Here is a 19,208-nt window from a genome sequence, read left to right on the forward strand (position 1 = left end):
AATCGGTCGCCTTCGCTTTTCTATTGTCCAGCTATGGCTCCCAGGCCCAAGCAGACATAAGCATAATCCACTACGTGACAAAAGGGCGTGTCACTCCGTGGATTTTGCTTATGTTGTAGGGCCTAATCGGTCGCCTTCGCTTTTCTGTTAATAATGTAGGCCGCATTCGGTTTTGGTTTGGCCTGCCCATCTGCCTGCTCTGGAGTCTGCATGGTTTGTGGTTGGGATAGTGCAATACGTGCAGCCGATGCTTGGGAAATGATGATTGTGTAGTTCATTGTATGGAAGATGATGTGCTTTAATATAATCCCAAATCTCATCCCACGTCCAATAGATAAGCGGACATATTTTGATGGATTGAAATTTATCATCCTTATTAACAAAATTGGTTCCTGCTCTTAAAGGAGATTGATCCCTTCTTAATCCTGAAATCCAGGCTCTGGTATTCGATAATACCTTTTTTAAAGGATCAATTTTTCGAATTTGGCAACATAAATCAGGGTTTGTTTCCCATAATTTATCTCCATATTCTTTAGCCTGTTCCGTAGGTGTTAATTCAGGTTTAATAAATTCAATATTCAACTCAGGGTATATTTCTTTTACTTTTTCTATTAATTGATAGGTTTCTCGAAAATGAAAGTCTGTATCTAAAAATACAAGTTTTGCTTTCGGTTCTACCTTATAAATTAAATCAATTAGAACCATAGATTCTGCTCCAAAGCTACAGGAATAAACCAAGTCATCTCCAAATGTATGATAGGCCCAGTGAATCAGATCGAGCGTTGTTTTTTGACTAAAGCATTGATGAATCTCCTGGTAATCTGAGTCTTTAAGTGAATCATATGAAAAAGAATTGGACTGTATCACAATGACACCCCTTCTAAAATAACCGCATTATTCTTTTCAATTAAGATATCTCTTACTTTCATGGTCTGTCAAATAAAACATATACTACAATCTTAATATAATATGTTTTCTTTAGAAAATGATATAATTAGTACAAAGCGTTGAATCAATTTATGGTAGAGGTGATTTGGTATGGGGAAGTGGTTTCCAAAATTATACGATTTAGTAATGAATCCCCTTGAAAAATATAAGTTTAAGAAAATTCGAAGACAGTTATTATCAAAAGCAGAAGGAAGAGTACTGGAAATTGGATCAGGGACAGGGGTGAATTTTCCCTTTTATCAACACGCTGATCAAGTCGATGCCATCGAACCAAACCCTCTTATGAGTAAACGTTCTGGCAAAAAAGTAAAGAAATCAAAAGCAAATATCCAAACGTATATAGTAGGGGCAGAAAGCCTTCCATTTGCTGACAATACATTTGATACGGTAGTTGCAACGCTTGTCTTTTGTACGATTCCCGAACCTCAGCAGGCACTAAAAGAAATATTAAGGGTCAGTAAGCCGGGGGCAAATATTCTGTTTTTTGAGCATGTAATGCTTAAACAGCCATTTCTGGCCAAAGCACAGGATATCCTTACTCCTTTTTGGAAAAAAATATGCGACGGCTGCCATTTAAATCGTGATACTTTAGGTTTAATTAAAATGTTTGATTTTACAATAGAGGATGTGCATGAATATTATAAAGGTCTCTTTTTAACCATTACATGCTTAAATAACAAGTAGCGCTTGGATTATCCAAGCGCTACTTGTTGTTTAATGCATAGGGAAAAAGGTTAATTGGATGATAAATAGGACAGCAAATACATAAAGAATCCAATGAACTTCCTTGCCTTGTCCTTTTATAAGTTTTAGAAGTGGGTACGTGATAAAGCCCACAGCTATTCCTGTTGCAATACTGGACGTAAGAGGCATCGTTAAAATAATAGCAAAGGTAGGAAAGGCTTCAATGAAATTCTTCCATTCAATTTGTGCCAGTCCCTGCATCATATAAAAACCTACAATGATTAAGACGGGTGCTGTGATAGCTGATAGATTTGCCACAGCTTCAACAACAGGGGAGAAAAACATAGCAGCAAAAAACAGCAAGGCTACTACCAAGGACGTTAATCCCGTTCGTCCCCCAGCCCCAACTCCGGAAGCTGATTCAACATAAGCAGTCGAAGGACTTGTTCCAAATGTTGAACCTACTGTAGTTGCCACAGCATCTGCCATGAAAGCAGATTTGGCATTCGGAAGTTTGCCATCCTGCATCAGACCCGCTTGTTCCGACACACCAATTAGTGTTCCGGTAGTATCGAACAATGTAATAAGAAGAAAAACAAAGACGATTGCATACAATCCCTGACTAAAGACACTGGCTATATCTAAATCAAAAAATACAGGAGTGGGAGGTAAGGAAAAGAAACCATTTTGAAATTCTAAGTGTCCCGTAAAAAATCCGGTAATTCCTGTGAAAATCATCCCTAAAAACAGTGCGCCCTTTACTTCAAGTGCAATTAAAATTAATGTAACTAACAGCCCGACAATACTCAATAGAGTAATAGGTTGAATCAAATCTCCTAAAGAAACTAAATTCTCTGGATTTGCTACGACAATCCCGGACATTCGTAAGCCAAGAAATGCAATAAATAAACCTATTCCCGCGGTAATTCCAAATTTTAATGATGTTGGAATAGCTTCAATCAGAGTTTCTCTTACTTTCGTTAAACTTAATAGTATAAATAAAATTCCAGCTAGAAATACAGTGCCAAATACCGATTGATAAGATAGGCCTTGAGCTCCAACAATCGTAGCGAAATAAGCATTTAATCCCATTCCTGGTGCAAGGGCAATAGGGTAATTGGCGAAAAGTGCCATGATTAGGGTACCTAATCCAGCAGAAATAATGGTGGCCATAAATACTTGATCAAATGGAACCCCTGCTGCTTGCAGAATTCCGGGATTCACAAAGATAATATAGACCATTGTAAGGAAGGTAGTGAAACCAGCTGTAACCTCTGTTCGAATATTTGTATCATTTTTTTCAAGTTTAAAGTATTTATTCATCGTATCACCAATCTTTTTCCGTATAATTTTAACCAACGTTTACTATAATATTCGTTTTCTATTGTTTTTTCAAGGAAAAATTATATGCATCTTTCATTTTTGTGCATGTTGGTAGAGAAAAGGGGAATACATATGAAGTATAAGAATGGGAAATCACGGATTTTAATCGACAAGAAGATCATACTGGAAATGAATGATAATTTCGGCTAAAACACATATAAAAATCCAGTAAAACAGAAAATAGCCAAAATAAATAGAGAAGCCATTTATCTTCCTTAAACGTCTTCTCTATTTGCATCTTCTTTATTTAGTTATTATGATTTTTTCTTCATCAAATTCCGTAAAATTCTTACTCCCAGCTTTGAACCAGGATAACGAAAGGCTAAATCAAAAGCTGTGGTTTGCTTCAAGACACTTTTATGGTGTGAAAAGGTATCAAAGGTTGCTTTTCCATGATAACTGCCCATTCCACTGCTTCCAACTCCGCCAAATGGTAAATAAGGATTGGCAAGATGCATAAGTGTATCATTAATGCACCCACCACCATAAGTAATGTTCTTAATCATCCATTCCTGGTTTTTCGTGTTTTCTGAGAAATAATACAGGGCCAAAGGTCTTGGTGCGTTACGAACTTCTTCCTTTACTTCACTCAAATCATTAAATGTAAAGATAGGGAGGATAGGTCCGAAAATTTCCTCCTGCATAACAGGATCATCCCATGTTTGGTTTTCTATCAATGTTGGGCTAATCATCAACTTACTTTCATCAGCTTCTCCACCGAAAACAATAGACTGATTGTCCAAAAGCCCTTTTAAGCGATTAAAATGCCTCTTATTGACAATACGTGTATAGTCTTTATTATCAAGTGGTTTTTCTCCGTACATTTTTTTAACGGCGTTTTTAAACCTCTCGATAAACGCATCTTTAATATCTTCATGAACATATAAATAGTCCGGAGCCACACATGTCTGTCCTGCATTCGTAAACTTTCCCCAGACGATTCGTTTTGCAGCTAAATCAAGCTTTGCATCACGGTCAACGATACAAGGACTTTTTCCACCTAGTTCTAACGTTACAGGGGTTAAATGCTTACTCGCTTTTTCCATGACCATTTTTCCAATCGGTTCGCTGCCAGTAAAAAAGATATAATCAAAGCGTTCATTAAGAAGCTGCTCACCAATTTCTTTATTTCCCTCTATAACCGTGACAAAATTGGCATCAAAGGTTTCTTTTATCATATGACGAAGCAGGCTTGAAACGTTAGGAGTAAACTCAGATGGCTTAATGACTGCGCAATTTCCTGCAGCAATAGCACCAATTAAGGGTGCAAGAGTTAAATTGATTGGATAATTCCAGGGACCCATAATAAGGGAAACCCCATAGGGCTCCTTATAAATAAAGCTTTTCGATCCTTTATGAGTGAGGGGAGTCTTTACTTTTTTTGGTCGCATCCATTCACCTAAGTACTTCATTGTCTCTGTGAGTTCTGTGAAAAGAAAACCTATTTCTGTAACAAATGCCTCATATTCAGATTTATTTAAATCCTGCTTTAACGCATGATACATGTCCTTTTCATATCGTTCAAGCATACGCTTTAACTTTTCAAGCTGATGTATTCGAAAAGTATAGGTAAAGGTCTTGCTCCCTTCATACATTTCCCTTTGCTTTTGGATTATTGTCGTAATTTCCATTGGGTATCCCTCCTAAACGTTCACCTGGTCAAAATCATTAACAATTCTCGTATTCGGAAAAATATCTGTTGCCCCTGCTATTAGGTGAGGGATGTCTTCTTCAAGATACCGTGATGAAATGTGAGTTAACAGCAATTGATTAACCCCTGCTTCTAATGCAAGGGTTGCGGCTTGCTTGGTTGAAGAATGATAATATTCATATGCAAGCTCTTCATCTGCTGCACCAAAGGTAGCCTCATGAACAAGTATGTCCGCATTTTGGGCAAAAGTCGCATATTGGTTTGAATATCTAGTATCCCCAAATATACAAATCGTTTTTCCTTTTTTCGGTGCACCAACAAAATCCTTACGATGAATCGTACGGCCATCTTCAAGTGTAATAGTCGGATTTTCTTTGATTTGCTGGTAAATGGGGCCTGGTCGAATACCAGCATCCTTTAATTTCCCCGGAATCAGCTCGCCTATTTTTTCCTTTTCTTCAATACGATAACCGTAGGAAGGAATGCCATGATCAAGTTTAGTTGTTTGAACTTTAAATTGATCATCCTCAAATAGTACGCCTTCTTCAATTTCAATAAAATGTATTTTATATTTCAAACGTGTTTGGCTAATCTTTAAAGAGGTTGTAACGAATTCTTTAATTCCTGGTGGGCCATAAATCTCAACAGGTGCTACACCACCCTGAAAGGAGCGGCTACCAAGAAGTCCAGGCAAACCAAAAATATGATCTCCATGCAGATGGGTAATAAAGATCTTTTCAATTTTACGCGGTTTGATATGGGTATGCAAAATTTGATGCTGAGTGGATTCCCCACAATCAAATAGCCAAATGGATCCCCTTTCCTGGAGGAGCTGTAAGGCAATCGATGTAACATTTCGCTGTTTTGAGGGAACGCCGGCACCGGTTCCAAGAAAAAATAAATCCATACAAAAACCTCCTCCATTTAGGACTTCTTCACACATTCATAGGCAATTTATGAAATCTTTTAACGCCAACCCCGTTTATACTGTACAGGGGCTTCAATCGTTTCACCTAATTCATCAGCGGCTTGCTTTGGCCAATATGGATTACGTAAAAAGGCACGAGCTAGAAACACAAGATCTGCACGTCCATTTTGAAGTATTTCCTCTGCCTGAATTCCACTGGTAATAAGCCCAACTGCACCAGTAGCGATTTCAGCCTCCTTACGTATTTGTTCAGCATACGTAACTTGATAACCAGGATAAGAAGGTACTTTTACCGGAATCACGCCACCAGAACTGCAATCGATAAGAACAATGCCCTGTTTTTTCATTTCGCTGGCAAAATATAAAAAGTCTTCTTGATGGTTGCCGTTTTCATCATATTCATTAGCCGAAATTCGCACAAAGAGCGGTCCATTCCACACTTCTTTTACAGCTTCAATGACTTCACGGAGAAAACGATAACGATTCTCTGCAGAACCTCCGTATTCATCTTTTCGTTTATTCGTTAATGGGGATAAAAATTGATTAATTAAATAGCCATGCGCCCCATGCATTTCAATAATATCGAAGCCGGCTTCTTTCGCCCGTTGTGCACCATCCTGAAAGGCTTTAATCGTATCATTAATCTTATCTTGATCCATTTCAATCGGGGTTTGATATTGATCACTAAACGCAAGAGGTGAGGCAGAGTAGATTTTGGATGGGAGATTAGCTTTGCGTCCTGCGTGTCCTAATTGAATCGCTGCTTTAGCACCGTGACCATGAACAGCTTCAGTAATTTGACGTAAACCGGTTATATGTTCATCTTCCCAAATTCCCAAGTCATATGTAGAAATACGTCCTTCTGGGGTAACAGCTGTTGATTCAACCATAATTAATCCGGCCTGCCCGACTGCACGACTTTCATAATGTGTGATATGAAAAGGCTGAACCTTACCATCCTCAGACTCTACTGAATACATGCACATAGGAGACATTACAATCCGGTTTTTTAATGTAACATCCTTAATGGTATATGGTGAAAATAGCTTATTAGACATATAATAACCTCCTGTATTTTTTCTGAATCAAGATGATTGGATCCCTTTTTAAAAGAGAAGCCCACATGGTTTCATTTTACTGAAAAAATGGACAATGATAAAAGGTCTTGCTCATCTTCTTTGGAAAGGATGGATACGTATAGGATTATGATTGTTCGGATAGTTTGCTCTTTTGGACATGGCCAGATCTGGTACGTCAGTGAATATACCGGCACAATTTAATTTAAAACAGCGTGACATTTGTGCTGGACGATTAATAGTAAACACCCGCAAATCAATCCCATATTTGTCACTCTCTTCAGCTAATTGTGTTGAAAGGACCCGATATTTCACATGTAAACCATTACAGCCGATGGATTGAACAAATTGAGTTAAACGCCGTACTTTACTTGTTGTGAGAAAAGCAGTGTTTACATTAGGATCCAGTTTATTCATACGTTCCATACTTCTTGGGTTAAAACTTGAGAAAGTGGTTCGATCTAATACACCATAATCTCTTACCATATGATATACAATATTTTCCAAGTTTTTATAATCGATAACGTTATTTTTAAATTCTATATTTAACTCTAAAGTTTTGGATGAAATCCATTGCAGGAATTTTTCTAATGTTACAATAGAAGTATTCGTGTATGATGATGAAAACCAAGATCCAGCATCTAACTGTTTTAATTCATTTAAGGTATAGTCCTGCACAAAACCGGTTCCATTAGTTGTCCTTCTCACATTTTCATCATGAATTAAAACAGGAATCTCATCCTTTGTCAGCTGTACATCGGTTTCAATTCCGTCTGCATTCATTTCATAGGCGAGTTGAAAAGCTGGCATTGTATTTTCAGGAGCATATTGAGAAGCGCCCCTATGCGCAAAAATCCTGGTTCTCATGATTTTCATCCTTTCTTAAACTCTTTTTAGATTGTGGTAGATTTTAAAGAAAAAGTCAATATCATTTTGAAGGGAGAGCGTGACATGAATAAATGGCAAACAAAGGACGAATTAGTTGAGTTGCTTTGTTCCCTGGTGGATTATCCAAGTATAACGGGTACAGATGCGGAAATCGCAATTATACAGTATATCGAGCATCTATTATCTGAACGTTCCTATTTTAAGGAAAATCCTGAGCATTTATCATTAGATCCCCTTGATGATGGCAGACAACTGCTATCTGCACTGGTCAAAGCTGATAAAACCACACAAGAAACCGTTGTTTTAGTCAGTCATATTGACGTAGTAGATGTGGAAGATTATGGACCATTTATTAATCTTGCATTCCGTCCTAAAGAATTAACAACTGAATTACTTAAAAACCTAGGCCATTTGCCAAATGATGCTCAAAAAGACCTTCAATCTGGCGAGTGGTTATTTGGAAGAGGGACAATGGATATGAAGGCTGGCTTAACTTTACAATTATCAATGCTGGAAAGAGCTATGAATGGTCAGTTTCCAGGCAATCTTCTTTTGCTTGTAGTTCCAGATGAAGAAGTGAATTCTTCGGGAATGCTTGCTTCATTACCTGTATTAAATCGCTGGAAGGAAAACGAGGACCTTACATACTTAGCTTGTTTAAATAGTGAACCTGTTTTCCGTAAGCATCCTGGTGATGAGAATTATTACATGTATATGGGCTCTATCGGTAAAGTATTGCCTGGTTTTTATTGTTATGGAAAGGAAACTCATGTTGGTGAACCTTTTAATGGTTTGAATGCCAATGTAATGATTAGTTACTTAAATCAGGAGCTTGAGCTTCAGGAGGATTTTATTGAACAGGCAGGAGAGGAAACGACTCCACCGCCTGTGAGTTTGATGAATCGGGATTTAAAGGAAGAATATTCAGTACAAACACCTATATCAGCCATATCCATGTATAATATTTTATTTATGAAGCAAAGCATTCAGGAAATCACAAATAAACTCGTGCAGGCATCCAACCGTGCAAAAATCCGAATTGAAGAGCATCACCGAAAAAAGGTAAAAGCTTTTATGGAGAGGGCCAGAATCAGTTTTGATTCCACAATAGATGTCAAAGTTATGTTGTATGAGGATCTATATAAAGAAGCGGCTAAAAGGCATGGAGAACAGGAGGTACAAAGACGCCAAAATTTACTCATTACTAATCGCGAAGAAGGTGATAGGGATTTTTCAACATTATTGGTTCAGGATTTGGCTTATTTGTGTAAGGATTTAGCACCTATGATTGTCTTGTTTTACAGCCCGCCCTTCTATCCATCTGTTTCATCGAAGAATCATCCGCAAGTTCAGGACGTTTTAGGTTTTGTTCAAAAATCACTTAAGGATACAGCAGAAATTGATATAGAATTGGTTGAATTTTTTCCAGGTCTTTCTGATTTAAGTTTTATTGGCCCAATGACATCTGAACAAAAAACGGGTCTGCTAAAACAGAACATGCCTATCGATAAAAAAGGCTATACATTTGATCATGATGCATTACATGCAGTAACGATGCCCATTATAAATATTGGGCCTTTAGGCAAGGATGCTCATCAATGGACCGAGCGTCTGGAGCTAACCTATTCATTTGAAATCCTTCCAAATGTATTGCACCAGGCTTTAGTTCGCCTTTTTCAACCAAACGAATAAATCATGTTAGCTAAAAGGTATGACAAATCGATTCAGGAAGAGTAAAATGTATGTAAATGAATACTCATTCAGTTTTGTTTGGAGGAAATCGAAATGCTTAAAACAGAGAAAGTATATCAAATAACCGTACCAACACCATTTCCGGTTGGCGATGTTCATATGTACCTATTAAAAGGTGATGTACTAACTTTAATCGATGCAGGTGTAAATACAGATGAAGCCTGGGAAACATTACATTATCAATTGAAAGAATTGGGTTATGATGTAAAGGATATTGAGCAGATTATTTTAACTCATCATCACCCGGACCATACTGGACTGGTTAGTCGCCTCGAGCATGTTCAGCAAATTTATGCCCATCCTCTTGTTGAAAAATGGTTGACAAGGGATCAGGAATATTTTGATCGTTATTTTCAATTTTTTGAAGACTATTATCAGGCATGGGGAGTACCTGAACATTTTCAGGACGTACTTAAAACCATGAAAAAAAATCGACATTTAGCGGGAGAAGGGGCGTTAACAGGTTATCTTCAGGAACATGATACATTACCAGGTCATGAGGGATGGACCGTAATCGAAACCCCTGGTCATGCGCAAAGTCATTTATCCTTTTATCATTCTTATAATCACGATCTACTAGCTGGGGATCACATGTTATATCATATCTCCTCCAATCCTTTATTAGAGCCGCCAATGGATAAAGGACAGCCAAGACCAAAGCCTATGTTACAATACCGAGAATCTATGCAAAAAATGCTGTCCTACGAAGTAAACCAGGTTTATCCGGGGCATGGTCCTTTGTTTCATAAAGTTGATTACTTAATAAAGGAACGTATTAATAAACAGGAAAAACGGGCAGAAAAAGTGTTTTCCTTTTTAGCAGACGGGCCATTAACTCCTTTTGAAGTTTGCCAAAAGCTATTCCCAAGAAAATTTGAATCCCAATTTGAGTTAACTTTATCTGAAACGATGGCCCAGTTAGATTATTTAGAATCCACTGGCAGGGTAAAAGTAGAGCGTAATGGTAATAGATTGACCTATATGCGAGTAAAACAGTAGGAGTTAGGTAACATGTTGAATGGAAAGAATATAGTTATTACAGGAGCTTCGAGCGGGATTGGCAGCAAGTTGTCATGGTATGTGGCTAAAAATGGAGGAACACCTATCCTTGTAGCCCGTTCTCGCGAAAAATTAAATAAAATCGCCGCCGATATTCATCGTCAATTTTCCATTGATGCTGGTTACTATGTTTGTGATGTGGGTAATGAGGTTGAATGGCAACGCACGATGAACCAAATTGTTAAGGACTTTCAGCAAATTCATGTGCTCATTAACAATGCGGGGTTTGGTTTATTTCAACCTGTATCTAATATGACATTAGCGGACTTTGAAGGAATGTACCGGGTAAATGTGCATGCTTTAATTCAATCCTCACAATTTTTTGCATCACATATGGTTCAGTTTGGTGAAGGGCACATTATTAACATTGCCTCCCAGGCAGGAAAGATGGCCACACCAAAAGCAGCTGGATACGCGGCCACGAAGCATGCGGTTTTAGGATTTACACATGGTCTTCGTATGGAAATGGAGCAACAGGGGATTATTGTTACAGCAGTCAACTTAGGGCCTGTAAAAACAAACTTTTTTGAAACAGCTGATCCGGATGGGGGCTACGCTCAGTCTGTGGATCGCATTATGTTAGATGCGGATAAAGTAGCCCGAAAAATTGTGCAAAAAATGAATACACCTGTACGGGAAATTAATTTACCTTTATGGATGGAGCTGGGAAGCCGAATCCATAAACTGTTTCCTCATGTAACGGAAAAGCTATTAAAAAGACAATTTCGAAAAAAATAACTACAGAGAGGCTGCAAGTCGTATCACAATTTGCAGCCTCCCTGTATAGTTTTCGTACAAATGAATCGATTCCGATTATTGAAACCAGCTAACAAGTTATAGAATGCGACTACGTTCTTTATTTTGTTATGGGTCTTAGATTTTTCTAAGTTTAATGGTCTTAATGACATGATTATCTTCTTTTCTTAAAATAATATCCGCCCGATTCTTGGTTGGTTTGATGTTCTTTTGTAAGTTTACACTATTGATGTTGTTCCAGATTTGGGTAGCTGTTATGGTTGCTTCTTCATCTGAAATGTTTGCATAGCGGTTAAAATAGGATTTTGGGTCCGCAAAGGCTGTAGAACGAAGCTTTTTAAATCGATCTACATACCATCTTAATAAATCAGCTTCACTTGCATCGACATAAAGGGATAAATCAAAAAAGTCCGAAACGAATACACTGTGTTTGGATGGCTTAGGTGTCTGCAGAACATTAATACCTTCTACAATCACAATATCCGGTTGTTCAATCGTATTGTACTGACCTGGAATAATGTCATAGGTTAAGTGTGAATAAATCGGGACTTTTACTTGTTTAGCTCCAGATTTTAACTTAATTAAACAATCAACCAGTGCTCTTGTATTATAGCTTTCAGGAAATCCTTTACGATTCATAAGCCCTCTTTCTTCTAAAACCGCATTCGGATAAAGATACCCATCAGTTGTAATGATTTCCACTTTTGGATGATTTGGCCATCTGGATAATAAAGCTCTGATAATACGGGCGGTTGTGCTTTTTCCAACTGCAACACTTCCTGCAATGCCAATAATAAATGGTACTTTGTTCGTTTGTTTCCCAAAGAAGGTGTCTGTAATGGAATGAAGCTGTTGAGACCCGGTTATGTATAAATTAAATAAGCGGGTTAGTGGCAAATAAATGTTTGAAACCTCTTCCATAGATAGCTGTTCATTGACACCTTGTAATTCCTCAATTTCAGATTCGGTTAAAGTCATCGGTGTGTTAAATCGGAGTTTAGCCCATTCCTCTTTCGAAAATGTCATGTAAGGTGAGTAGTTTTCCATAAATATACCTCGTTTATCTATGTCATTTTTTTGTCAAATTTATGATACTTGTAATCTATCATAATACAAACTTTGTTCATTCATCAACTACTTGATATAACGCTTACATAAAATTGGAAAAAACTACACTTGATAAACCGAACGTATATTCGCATAATAAACATATAATGATTTACGAAGGAGCGGTTTTTTATGGGCAATCCAGCCATTGATTATAGTGCTTTTCCAGAGCGTAAAATTTTATGTATCGATATGAAAAGCTTTTATGCAAGCTGTGCTGCTGTAGCTCGTGGACTTAATCCGTTAACCTGTCATCTTGCTGTTGTTGGAAATACAAATCGGCCTGGAAGTGTTATTTTGGCTGCATCTCCTGCTTTAAAAAAAGATTTTGGGATCCGAACAGGCAACCGGCTATTTGAAATTCCGGATGACCCGCGAATTGTGGTTGTGACCGCAGAAATGAAGATGTATTTGGAAATCTCTGTGGAAATCACGCGTCTGTTCCATCACTTTGTTCCAAAAGAGTCCATTCACACCTATAGTGTGGACGAAAGCTTCCTGGATGTGACGGGGACAGAAAAAATGTGGGGAAGTGCAAAGGAATTGGCCGAGCGGATTAAAGATGAATTACTTGAGACGTTCCAAATTCCATCGGCTGTAGGAATTGGACCTAATATGCTAATGGCAAAGCTATGCCTGGATTTAGATGCGAAAAAAGCAGGAACTGCCGAGTGGACCTATAAAGATATTCCATCAAGGCTTTGGCCGGTTTCACCATTGAGCCGGATGTGGGGAATTGGCTCAAGATTGGAGAAGCGATTAAATCGTATGGGGATTACAAATGTATGTCAGCTTGCCCATTATCCCCTTGAAAAGTTAGAGAAGACATTTGGGGTAATGGGAAATCAGCTGTTTTATCATGCCAATGGTGTAGATTTATCTGAATTAGGAGCTCCGATATTAGATGGCCAGATCAGCTTTGGGAAAAGTCAAATTTTACTGCGCGACTATACTAATCCTGAAGAAGTGCGTTATGTCCTCTTAGAGATGTGTGAAGAGGTAGCCAAACGAGCTCGGGAAAGCCGTAAAATTGGACGAACGGTAAGTTTAGGCATCGGGTATAGCAAAAATGAAGGGGGAGGCTTTTATCGTTCCCGAACGATGGATGAACCGACCAATATTACTTCCGATATCTTTTCGGTATGCATGCAGCTTTTTGAACAATTTTATGAACAAAAAACGGTTAGAAAAATTTCCATTGCGTTATCCAATATTATGGAAGATGATTACATTCAACTGAGTCTATTTGATAAGGATCGTGAGAAAAAACGGGCATTGGCGTATACAATGGATGGAATTCGAAATAAATATGGAAGTGCTTCTTTATTAAGAGCTGTTTCCTATACGAAGGCCGGGACTGCTGTCCATCGAAGCGGACTTGTTGGAGGCCATTATGCGGGTGAAAATCATTAGGGAAGTGGCGTATTTAGATGACTGATTATTCCTGAAAAATCATATAGGGACGTTATAGTAAAAAGCAATGTTCCTTTGGTAAATGTTCGAAATTTCCCCCAATTAAAACAATTTATTTAACCTTCGAATTTATATTGTGTTATGATGCTATATAAATATAGGAAAGGGTGAAATCGATGTCTATTGAAAGCGTCAAAGCTCATTTTAACCAATGGGATCGTAAGCAGGATGTGATGGAATTTGATACCTCTAGTGCAACGGTTGGGGAAGCCGCAGAAACCATAGGGGTTATACCGGCTCGAATTGCTAAAACGTTATCCTTCCGGGGGAAAGATGAAAAAGCTATTCTTGTTGTAGCAGCAGGAGATGCAAAAATTGATAACAAAAAGTTCCGTCAAACCTTTGGGTATAAAGCCCGTATGCTAAGTCCAGATGAAGTTTTAGAACAAACGGGACATGCGATCGGTGGTGTTTGTCCATTTGGATTGAAACAGGAGCTTGATGTTTATCTGGATGTCTCGATGAAGCGATTTACAACAGTATTTCCGGCATGTGGCAGTACGAATTCGGCAATTAAGCTCACCATTTCAGAATTATATGAGTACTCTTTTGCTAAAGATTGGGTTGATGTATGTAAGGGCTGGGAAGAGACTATAGAGGAGGAAGCCGTATCTGCTGCTCAACATGATTCGGAGTAACCTAATACATAGTGTCCCCGGTTACTAAGAAAGAGAATAAAAGAAGAGGAAATAAAGGGGCTGGGACATAACAAAACAATCAACTCTAAAGAAGAACAATGAACGATTTAAGCGAAGTATATTTTCGGAGCGTGTTTATATACCAACCATCATTTCTATTTCGTTCGGATGTTTCTTTAATAAAACACGTTTGTCCCAGCCTTATTTTGTTACATTTTCAAAATTACGAATGGAGCAGGAAACGTATTGAAAATACTAGTGCTTATTAAAAAACCTCTAGAGTCACTTCATTTAATAGATGTTGCAGTGCCGCCACCCCTCTACTTTAACGATGTTTATCATATTGGATGGGCTTCGTTAACTCCTGGAGCTTTTTATATAAAGCATCATCCCATTTGTTTTGATCGGTATAGGTCAGATTAGTGTTTAGTTGGTCAACAGAGCTTGCACCAAATGAAGCAGTTGCCAGAGCCGGATGATGTAACACATAAGACAGGGCAAGGGCGTTTGGTGTCATATTTTCATTGGATAGGTTTAAAAAGCCTGATACGATTTCTTTTAGTTCTTCATAGCTGTAACCCAAATAGCCATTTTGTCCCTTCTTTTCGACCTGTTCTAATCCTTTTTGTGTAAGCATCCCTTTTGCCATAGGTCCCCGTGCAATTACGCTGATATGGTTTTGATGCAGCAGGTCTAATATATTTTCTTCAGGGCGGCGGTCGAGTAAACTATATTGCATCATGACATTTACAATATTAGATTTTTTCATATACTCCCGTATCACATTAGGACGGATAGATGAAATTCCATAATAACGAATGAGTCCTTCTTTTTTGAGCTCTTCAAAAGCCTCAATCGTTTCATCGATGGGGTCATCAATCGTTCCACCGTGCAGCTGATATAAATCAATATAATCTGTTTTTAATCTTTTTAAGCTCTCCTTGACTTCTTCTTTTATGTAGGCTTTTGAAGGATCCCAATACCATCCTTCTTTACCAGGCTCGAAATGGTTTCCTACTTTTGTTCCGATTATGACCTGGTCGCGCCTTCCTTTTACAGCTGAACCTACAATTGATTCATTCATACCCTGATCATATAAATCAGCAGTATCTAAATAATTAATACCGGCATCAAGGGCGTAGTCAATAATTTCAGATGCTTTTTTTACATCTGTACCAAGAGACATACAGCCAAGTGAAATTTCTGATACAAACAAATCCGAAGTTCCAATTTGACGTTTTTTCATCAAATCCTCCTTTCCCTCTTTCTATTTATTCTAAAAAAGTAAAACTGCTATGACAAATCTTTTAGATGTATAAGAAGAAATGATACAGTAAAGAGGTATAAAAGAACGAGGAGATGGTAAAATGAGAAAATTTGAAGAAAAAACGATTCGTTCAGAAACCATTTTTGAAGGGAAAATTATTGATGTTTTCCACGAGGATGTGGAGCTTCCTAATGGAAAAACTTCAAAAAGAGAAATTGTAAAACATCCTGGTGCAGTAGCTGTTATTCCGATAACAAAGGAGAACAAAATCGTAATGGTTGAGCAGTATCGAAAGCCTTTGGAGCGGAGCCTAGTTGAGATTCCAGCTGGAAAATTGGAAAAAGGTGAGGAACCGGAGAAATCAGCTATACGCGAACTGGAGGAAGAAACAGGATATCGGACACCACAGTTAACTCATGTTACTTCCTTTTATACCTCACCTGGTTTTTCAGATGAGCTAATTCATATTTATGTAGCCAAGGAGCTTGAAAAAGTAGAAAACCCTGCATCACCTGATGAGGATGAATTTGTTGAATTAATGGAATGTACATTAGAAGAAGCGAACAAACTAGTAAAAGAACAAAGAATTTATGATGCTAAAACAGCCTATGCAATGACTTATTTAACGGCACAAGGGATGGAATAATCGATGACATTTCAGGAATATTTTGTTGATTTACATGTACATATTGGTCGAACGATATATGGTAAACCTGTTAAGATTACTGCTTCGAATTCGTTAACATTAACCAATATTTTATATGAAGCATCAGAACGCAAGGGTTTAAATATGATTGGAATTATCGATGGACATGTTCCTGAAGTTCAGGAAGAATTAGTAAAGCTTATGGAGAATGGTGAAGCCTATCCGCTTGAAGGCGGAGGAATAAAATATGGACAGGCCACACTCATTTTAGGATCTGAGATTGAAATCTATGATGAGAATTGTAAAGGTCCTATTCATGTGCTCTGCTTTTTTGGGACACTTGAAAAGATGCTAACGTTTACACAGTGGTACCAGGATAGGGTGAAAAATAGCACCCTTAGTTCGCAAAGGATATATGAAAATGCCCGGGGCCTGCAGGAAAAAGTAATCGAGCTTGATGGCCTGTTTATTCCTGCCCATATTTTCACCCCTTTTAAAAGTGTATATGGAAAAGGGGTAGAGAAAAGCCTAACTGAGATTCTTCATCCAAAGTATATTGATGCTGTTGAGCTTGGATTAAGCTCTGATACAAGCATGGCTGATCAAATTTCTGAATTGCACAGCTATACCTTTTTAACCAATTCAGACGCCCACTCGTTACGAAAAATAGCAAGAGAGTATCAGAAAATAAAGTTGGAGGCTCCAACGTTTAATGAATTACGGCTGGCCTTGCAATCAAAAGGTGGCCGTACAATCGAAGCGAACTATGGGATGAATCCGCTGCTTGGAAAATACCATTCTACCGTGTGTGCAAATTGCTTACATCCAGCCACTTTTGGCGAAGCTTGTCCCCATTGTGGCCGTAAAAAAGTTATTAAAGGTGTTTCAGAGCGGATTCAAGAGCTGGCTGACTCAAATACGTATATGCCTGAAAGACCCCCCTATATTCATCAGGTTCCTTTAGAATATTTACCTAAGCTTGGACCTAAAACGCTTGAAAATATGATAAAAAATATTGGAACGGAAATGTATATTCTTCATAAGGCAACAGATCAAGAATTACGAGAGGTCTGTTCTGAAACCATTGTTCAAATGATAAAAGAAATGAGAAAAGGAAACCTTTCCCTATTAGCAGGCGGTGGAGGGAAATATGGAAAGGTAAATACGGAAAAGTAAATACGGATTATACTAAATAAAATCCTCTATTCAATTGGTCTATTTTCTTGCCTCTTTTCATAGAGTAGAACTAGCAAGAGATTAGATAGAGTTATTAAATCAATTGAACGGAGGATAAACATGGGGAAAAGAAAACAAATACGATCAAATATTCAAATAAGCGAATACAGCAGTATCTATTTATTTGTATTTATATTGTTGTTAATCGGCATTGTGTTTGGTGCTATACTAGTGAATAGTATGAATTTTATTCAGAAGCAGGATTTATTTTTCTACCTCCATCAATTTTTTGAGGACATCCAGGGGGATCGTCTTCTTCAAACAAAGGATTTATTTCAATCCAGCTTCTTTTATCATTTTAAATACATTTTGCTCATTTTTATCCTTGGATTATCGATTATCGGAATTCCGATTATTTGGATTTTCATCTTTATGAAAGGAATTGTTATTGGTTTTTCGGTAGGATTTCTTGTCAACCAATTGGGATGGTATGGTCTACTAATGGCTACTGTTTCAGTCGCTCCGCAAAATTTGTTCATTATCCCTGCATATATCATAGCAGGTAGCTTTGGAATGATTTTTTCACTCCATTTAATCAGAAGACTTTTCTCTACCAGAATGCACAAGAAATCAATACGAAATCTTTTCACACAATATAGTACTGTTCTTCTTATTGTACTAGCCATTGCCTTAATTGGAACCTTAGTCGAAACATTTATTTCCCCTTATACGATGAGAATGGTGTCTCAATGGGTTTTATAATTCCAAATTAAAATCATTATTCTTTGCAGATTATAATGATTTTAATTTGACACTTTTTACATGTCTGCTTATAATAAAAGTGGAATTACGAGGGAGGGAGATACCTATGGAACATCGCCTGGAAAAGATAAAGAAGCAGTTACATTCCCAGAGCTATAAACTAACACCACAAAGGGAAGCAACTGTACTTGTTTTATTAGAAAATGAAGAGGATCATTTAAGTGCTGAAGATGTATACCTCCTCGTAAAAGAAAAGGCACCAGAAATAGGTCTGGCTACTGTATATCGAACATTGGAATTATTATCAGAATTGAAGGTAGTAGATAAAATTAATTTTGGTGATGGAGTGTCCAGGTACGATCTTCGTAAAGAAGGAGCCCAGCATTTTCATCATCATCTCGTTTGTGTTGAATGTGGTTCAGTAGAAGAAATTGAGGATGATTTGCTGGATGATGTTGAGCGCATTGTAGAAAGTGACTGGGGTTTTAAGGTGAAAGATCATCGCTTAACTTTCCATGGAATTTGCCGAACTTGTCAAACAAAAACCAAAGCAACGGTTTCATCATAAAAGGTAAATGTAAACCTGTTTCCTGCAGTGGAAAGAGGTTTTTCGTTTGTTGGTAGACTATAAATTACACAGTGGTAAAAAGCATTTCTTCTATTTACAAATACTCGTTTTTCAGTTAGGTTAGAATTGTAGGGGAAATCTTTGAAAACTCGTATAAAACATATATATATTGGCATATCTTGTACTAGGTTTCTTTTTACTTGTTGCTATAAAAAGGAGATTTAGTTATGACAAGATGGTATCAATATTTTAAGGAATTTCTAAAGGTTTTCCTGATTTTCGTGCTTTGTACATTTTTCTTTTATTATGGTTTAAGGTTAATGCATGAAGAATATGAGAACTTTCATCGTTACGACCAACCAGGAGGAAATGCAGTAGAGGTGTTTCAACCGGAGGATACGCATTGGTTGGATCGTTTATCTATCTTTTTTCGATTAGGAGAATAG

At 37.6% G+C, this 19,208-nt stretch carries 19 protein-coding genes; 11 read left to right on the top strand and 8 right to left on the bottom strand.

Annotated features, from left to right (window positions below):
- Positions 1 to 147: 147 nt before the first annotated feature.
- Positions 148 to 864, bottom strand: a complete 717-nt coding sequence (locus BMX63_RS13395) for a phosphoadenylyl-sulfate reductase (RefSeq protein ID WP_425441492.1) — start codon at positions 862 to 864, stop codon at positions 148 to 150.
- A 174-nt stretch (positions 865 to 1,038) separates the two neighbouring features.
- Here BMX63_RS13395 and BMX63_RS13400 point away from each other — a divergent pair, with 174 nt between their 5' ends.
- Complete coding sequence (locus BMX63_RS13400) at positions 1,039 to 1,632, top strand: class I SAM-dependent methyltransferase (protein ID WP_093136571.1); 594 nt, start codon at positions 1,039 to 1,041, stop codon at positions 1,630 to 1,632.
- A gap of 30 nt (positions 1,633 to 1,662) precedes the next feature.
- On the opposite strand, the gene BMX63_RS13405 is transcribed toward BMX63_RS13400, so the two are convergent.
- The 5 genes from BMX63_RS13405 to BMX63_RS13425 all read right to left on the bottom strand — a co-directional run bounded on the left by BMX63_RS13405 (position 1,663) and on the right by BMX63_RS13425 (position 7,537).
- Positions 1,663 to 2,955, bottom strand: coding sequence for an NCS2 family permease (locus BMX63_RS13405; RefSeq protein WP_093136573.1), 1,293 nt, complete (start codon positions 2,953 to 2,955; stop codon positions 1,663 to 1,665).
- 314 nt (positions 2,956 to 3,269) lie between these two features.
- Positions 3,270 to 4,646, bottom strand: a complete 1,377-nt coding sequence (locus BMX63_RS13410; RefSeq protein WP_093136574.1) for an aldehyde dehydrogenase — start codon at positions 4,644 to 4,646, stop codon at positions 3,270 to 3,272.
- Positions 4,647 to 4,658: 12 nt separating this feature from the next.
- Positions 4,659 to 5,573 (bottom strand): ribonuclease Z, encoded by a 915-nt coding sequence (rnz, locus tag BMX63_RS13415; RefSeq protein WP_093136576.1) that lies wholly within the window; start codon positions 5,571 to 5,573, stop codon positions 4,659 to 4,661.
- 59 nt (positions 5,574 to 5,632) lie between these two features.
- Positions 5,633 to 6,652 (bottom strand): NADPH dehydrogenase NamA, encoded by a 1,020-nt coding sequence (gene namA / locus BMX63_RS13420; RefSeq protein WP_093136578.1) that lies wholly within the window; start codon positions 6,650 to 6,652, stop codon positions 5,633 to 5,635.
- Positions 6,653 to 6,763: 111 nt separating this feature from the next.
- Positions 6,764 to 7,537 (bottom strand): glycerophosphodiester phosphodiesterase, encoded by a 774-nt coding sequence (locus tag BMX63_RS13425; protein WP_093136580.1) that lies wholly within the window; start codon positions 7,535 to 7,537, stop codon positions 6,764 to 6,766.
- Between the two features lie 84 nt (positions 7,538 to 7,621).
- On the opposite strand from BMX63_RS13425, the gene BMX63_RS13430 reads away from it, so the two are divergent.
- The 3 genes from BMX63_RS13430 (at position 7,622) to BMX63_RS13440 (ending at position 11,107) form a co-directional block, all read left to right on the top strand.
- A complete protein-coding gene (locus BMX63_RS13430; protein WP_093136582.1) occupies positions 7,622 to 9,250 on the top strand; it encodes a M20/M25/M40 family metallo-hydrolase in 1,629 nt (542 codons plus the stop codon).
- Positions 9,251 to 9,343: 93 nt separating this feature from the next.
- Positions 9,344 to 10,309 carry an MBL fold metallo-hydrolase gene (locus BMX63_RS13435; protein ID WP_093136584.1) on the top strand — a complete coding sequence of 322 codons (966 nt, stop codon included), beginning with the start codon at positions 9,344 to 9,346 and terminating at the stop codon, positions 10,307 to 10,309.
- Positions 10,310 to 10,321: 12 nt separating this feature from the next.
- Complete coding sequence (locus tag BMX63_RS13440; protein WP_093136586.1) at positions 10,322 to 11,107, top strand: SDR family NAD(P)-dependent oxidoreductase; 786 nt, start codon at positions 10,322 to 10,324, stop codon at positions 11,105 to 11,107.
- A 135-nt stretch (positions 11,108 to 11,242) separates the two neighbouring features.
- Here the strand turns inward: BMX63_RS13440 and coaA are convergent, their stop codons facing one another.
- Positions 11,243 to 12,172, bottom strand: a complete 930-nt coding sequence (gene coaA / locus BMX63_RS13445) for a type I pantothenate kinase (protein WP_093136588.1) — start codon at positions 12,170 to 12,172, stop codon at positions 11,243 to 11,245.
- A 192-nt stretch (positions 12,173 to 12,364) separates the two neighbouring features.
- On the opposite strand from coaA, the gene BMX63_RS13450 reads away from it, so the two are divergent.
- Both BMX63_RS13450 and BMX63_RS13455 read left to right on the top strand, forming a co-directional pair.
- Positions 12,365 to 13,645: a Y-family DNA polymerase gene (locus tag BMX63_RS13450; protein ID WP_093136590.1), complete on the top strand. Its 1,281-nt coding sequence runs from the start codon at positions 12,365 to 12,367 to the stop codon at positions 13,643 to 13,645.
- Positions 13,646 to 13,821: 176 nt separating this feature from the next.
- On the top strand, positions 13,822 to 14,343 hold the full coding sequence (locus tag BMX63_RS13455; protein WP_093136591.1) for a YbaK/EbsC family protein: 522 nt from the start codon (positions 13,822 to 13,824) through the stop codon (positions 14,341 to 14,343).
- A 325-nt stretch (positions 14,344 to 14,668) separates the two neighbouring features.
- Here the strand turns inward: BMX63_RS13455 and BMX63_RS13460 are convergent, their stop codons facing one another.
- Positions 14,669 to 15,589 carry an aldo/keto reductase gene (locus BMX63_RS13460; protein ID WP_093136593.1) on the bottom strand — a complete coding sequence of 307 codons (921 nt, stop codon included), beginning with the start codon at positions 15,587 to 15,589 and terminating at the stop codon, positions 14,669 to 14,671.
- 121 nt (positions 15,590 to 15,710) lie between these two features.
- Here BMX63_RS13460 and BMX63_RS13465 point away from each other — a divergent pair, with 121 nt between their 5' ends.
- From BMX63_RS13465 to BMX63_RS13485, 5 genes are all read left to right on the top strand, one after another.
- Positions 15,711 to 16,256 (top strand): NUDIX domain-containing protein, encoded by a 546-nt coding sequence (locus BMX63_RS13465; protein ID WP_093136595.1) that lies wholly within the window; start codon positions 15,711 to 15,713, stop codon positions 16,254 to 16,256.
- Between the two features lie 3 nt (positions 16,257 to 16,259).
- Positions 16,260 to 17,432: an endonuclease Q family protein gene (locus BMX63_RS13470; RefSeq protein ID WP_093136597.1), complete on the top strand. Its 1,173-nt coding sequence runs from the start codon at positions 16,260 to 16,262 to the stop codon at positions 17,430 to 17,432.
- A 120-nt stretch (positions 17,433 to 17,552) separates the two neighbouring features.
- A complete protein-coding gene (spoIIM, locus tag BMX63_RS13475) occupies positions 17,553 to 18,194 on the top strand; it encodes a stage II sporulation protein M (RefSeq protein ID WP_093136599.1) in 642 nt (213 codons plus the stop codon).
- 106 nt (positions 18,195 to 18,300) lie between these two features.
- Positions 18,301 to 18,762: a ferric iron uptake transcriptional regulator gene (fur, locus tag BMX63_RS13480; protein ID WP_093136601.1), complete on the top strand. Its 462-nt coding sequence runs from the start codon at positions 18,301 to 18,303 to the stop codon at positions 18,760 to 18,762.
- 227 nt (positions 18,763 to 18,989) lie between these two features.
- A complete protein-coding gene (locus BMX63_RS13485; protein WP_093136603.1) occupies positions 18,990 to 19,208 on the top strand; it encodes a DUF4227 family protein in 219 nt (72 codons plus the stop codon).

This window comes from Salinibacillus kushneri (assembly GCF_900111405.1).
Classification (GTDB): Bacteria; Bacillota; Bacilli; order Bacillales; family Alkalibacillaceae; genus Salinibacillus; species Salinibacillus kushneri.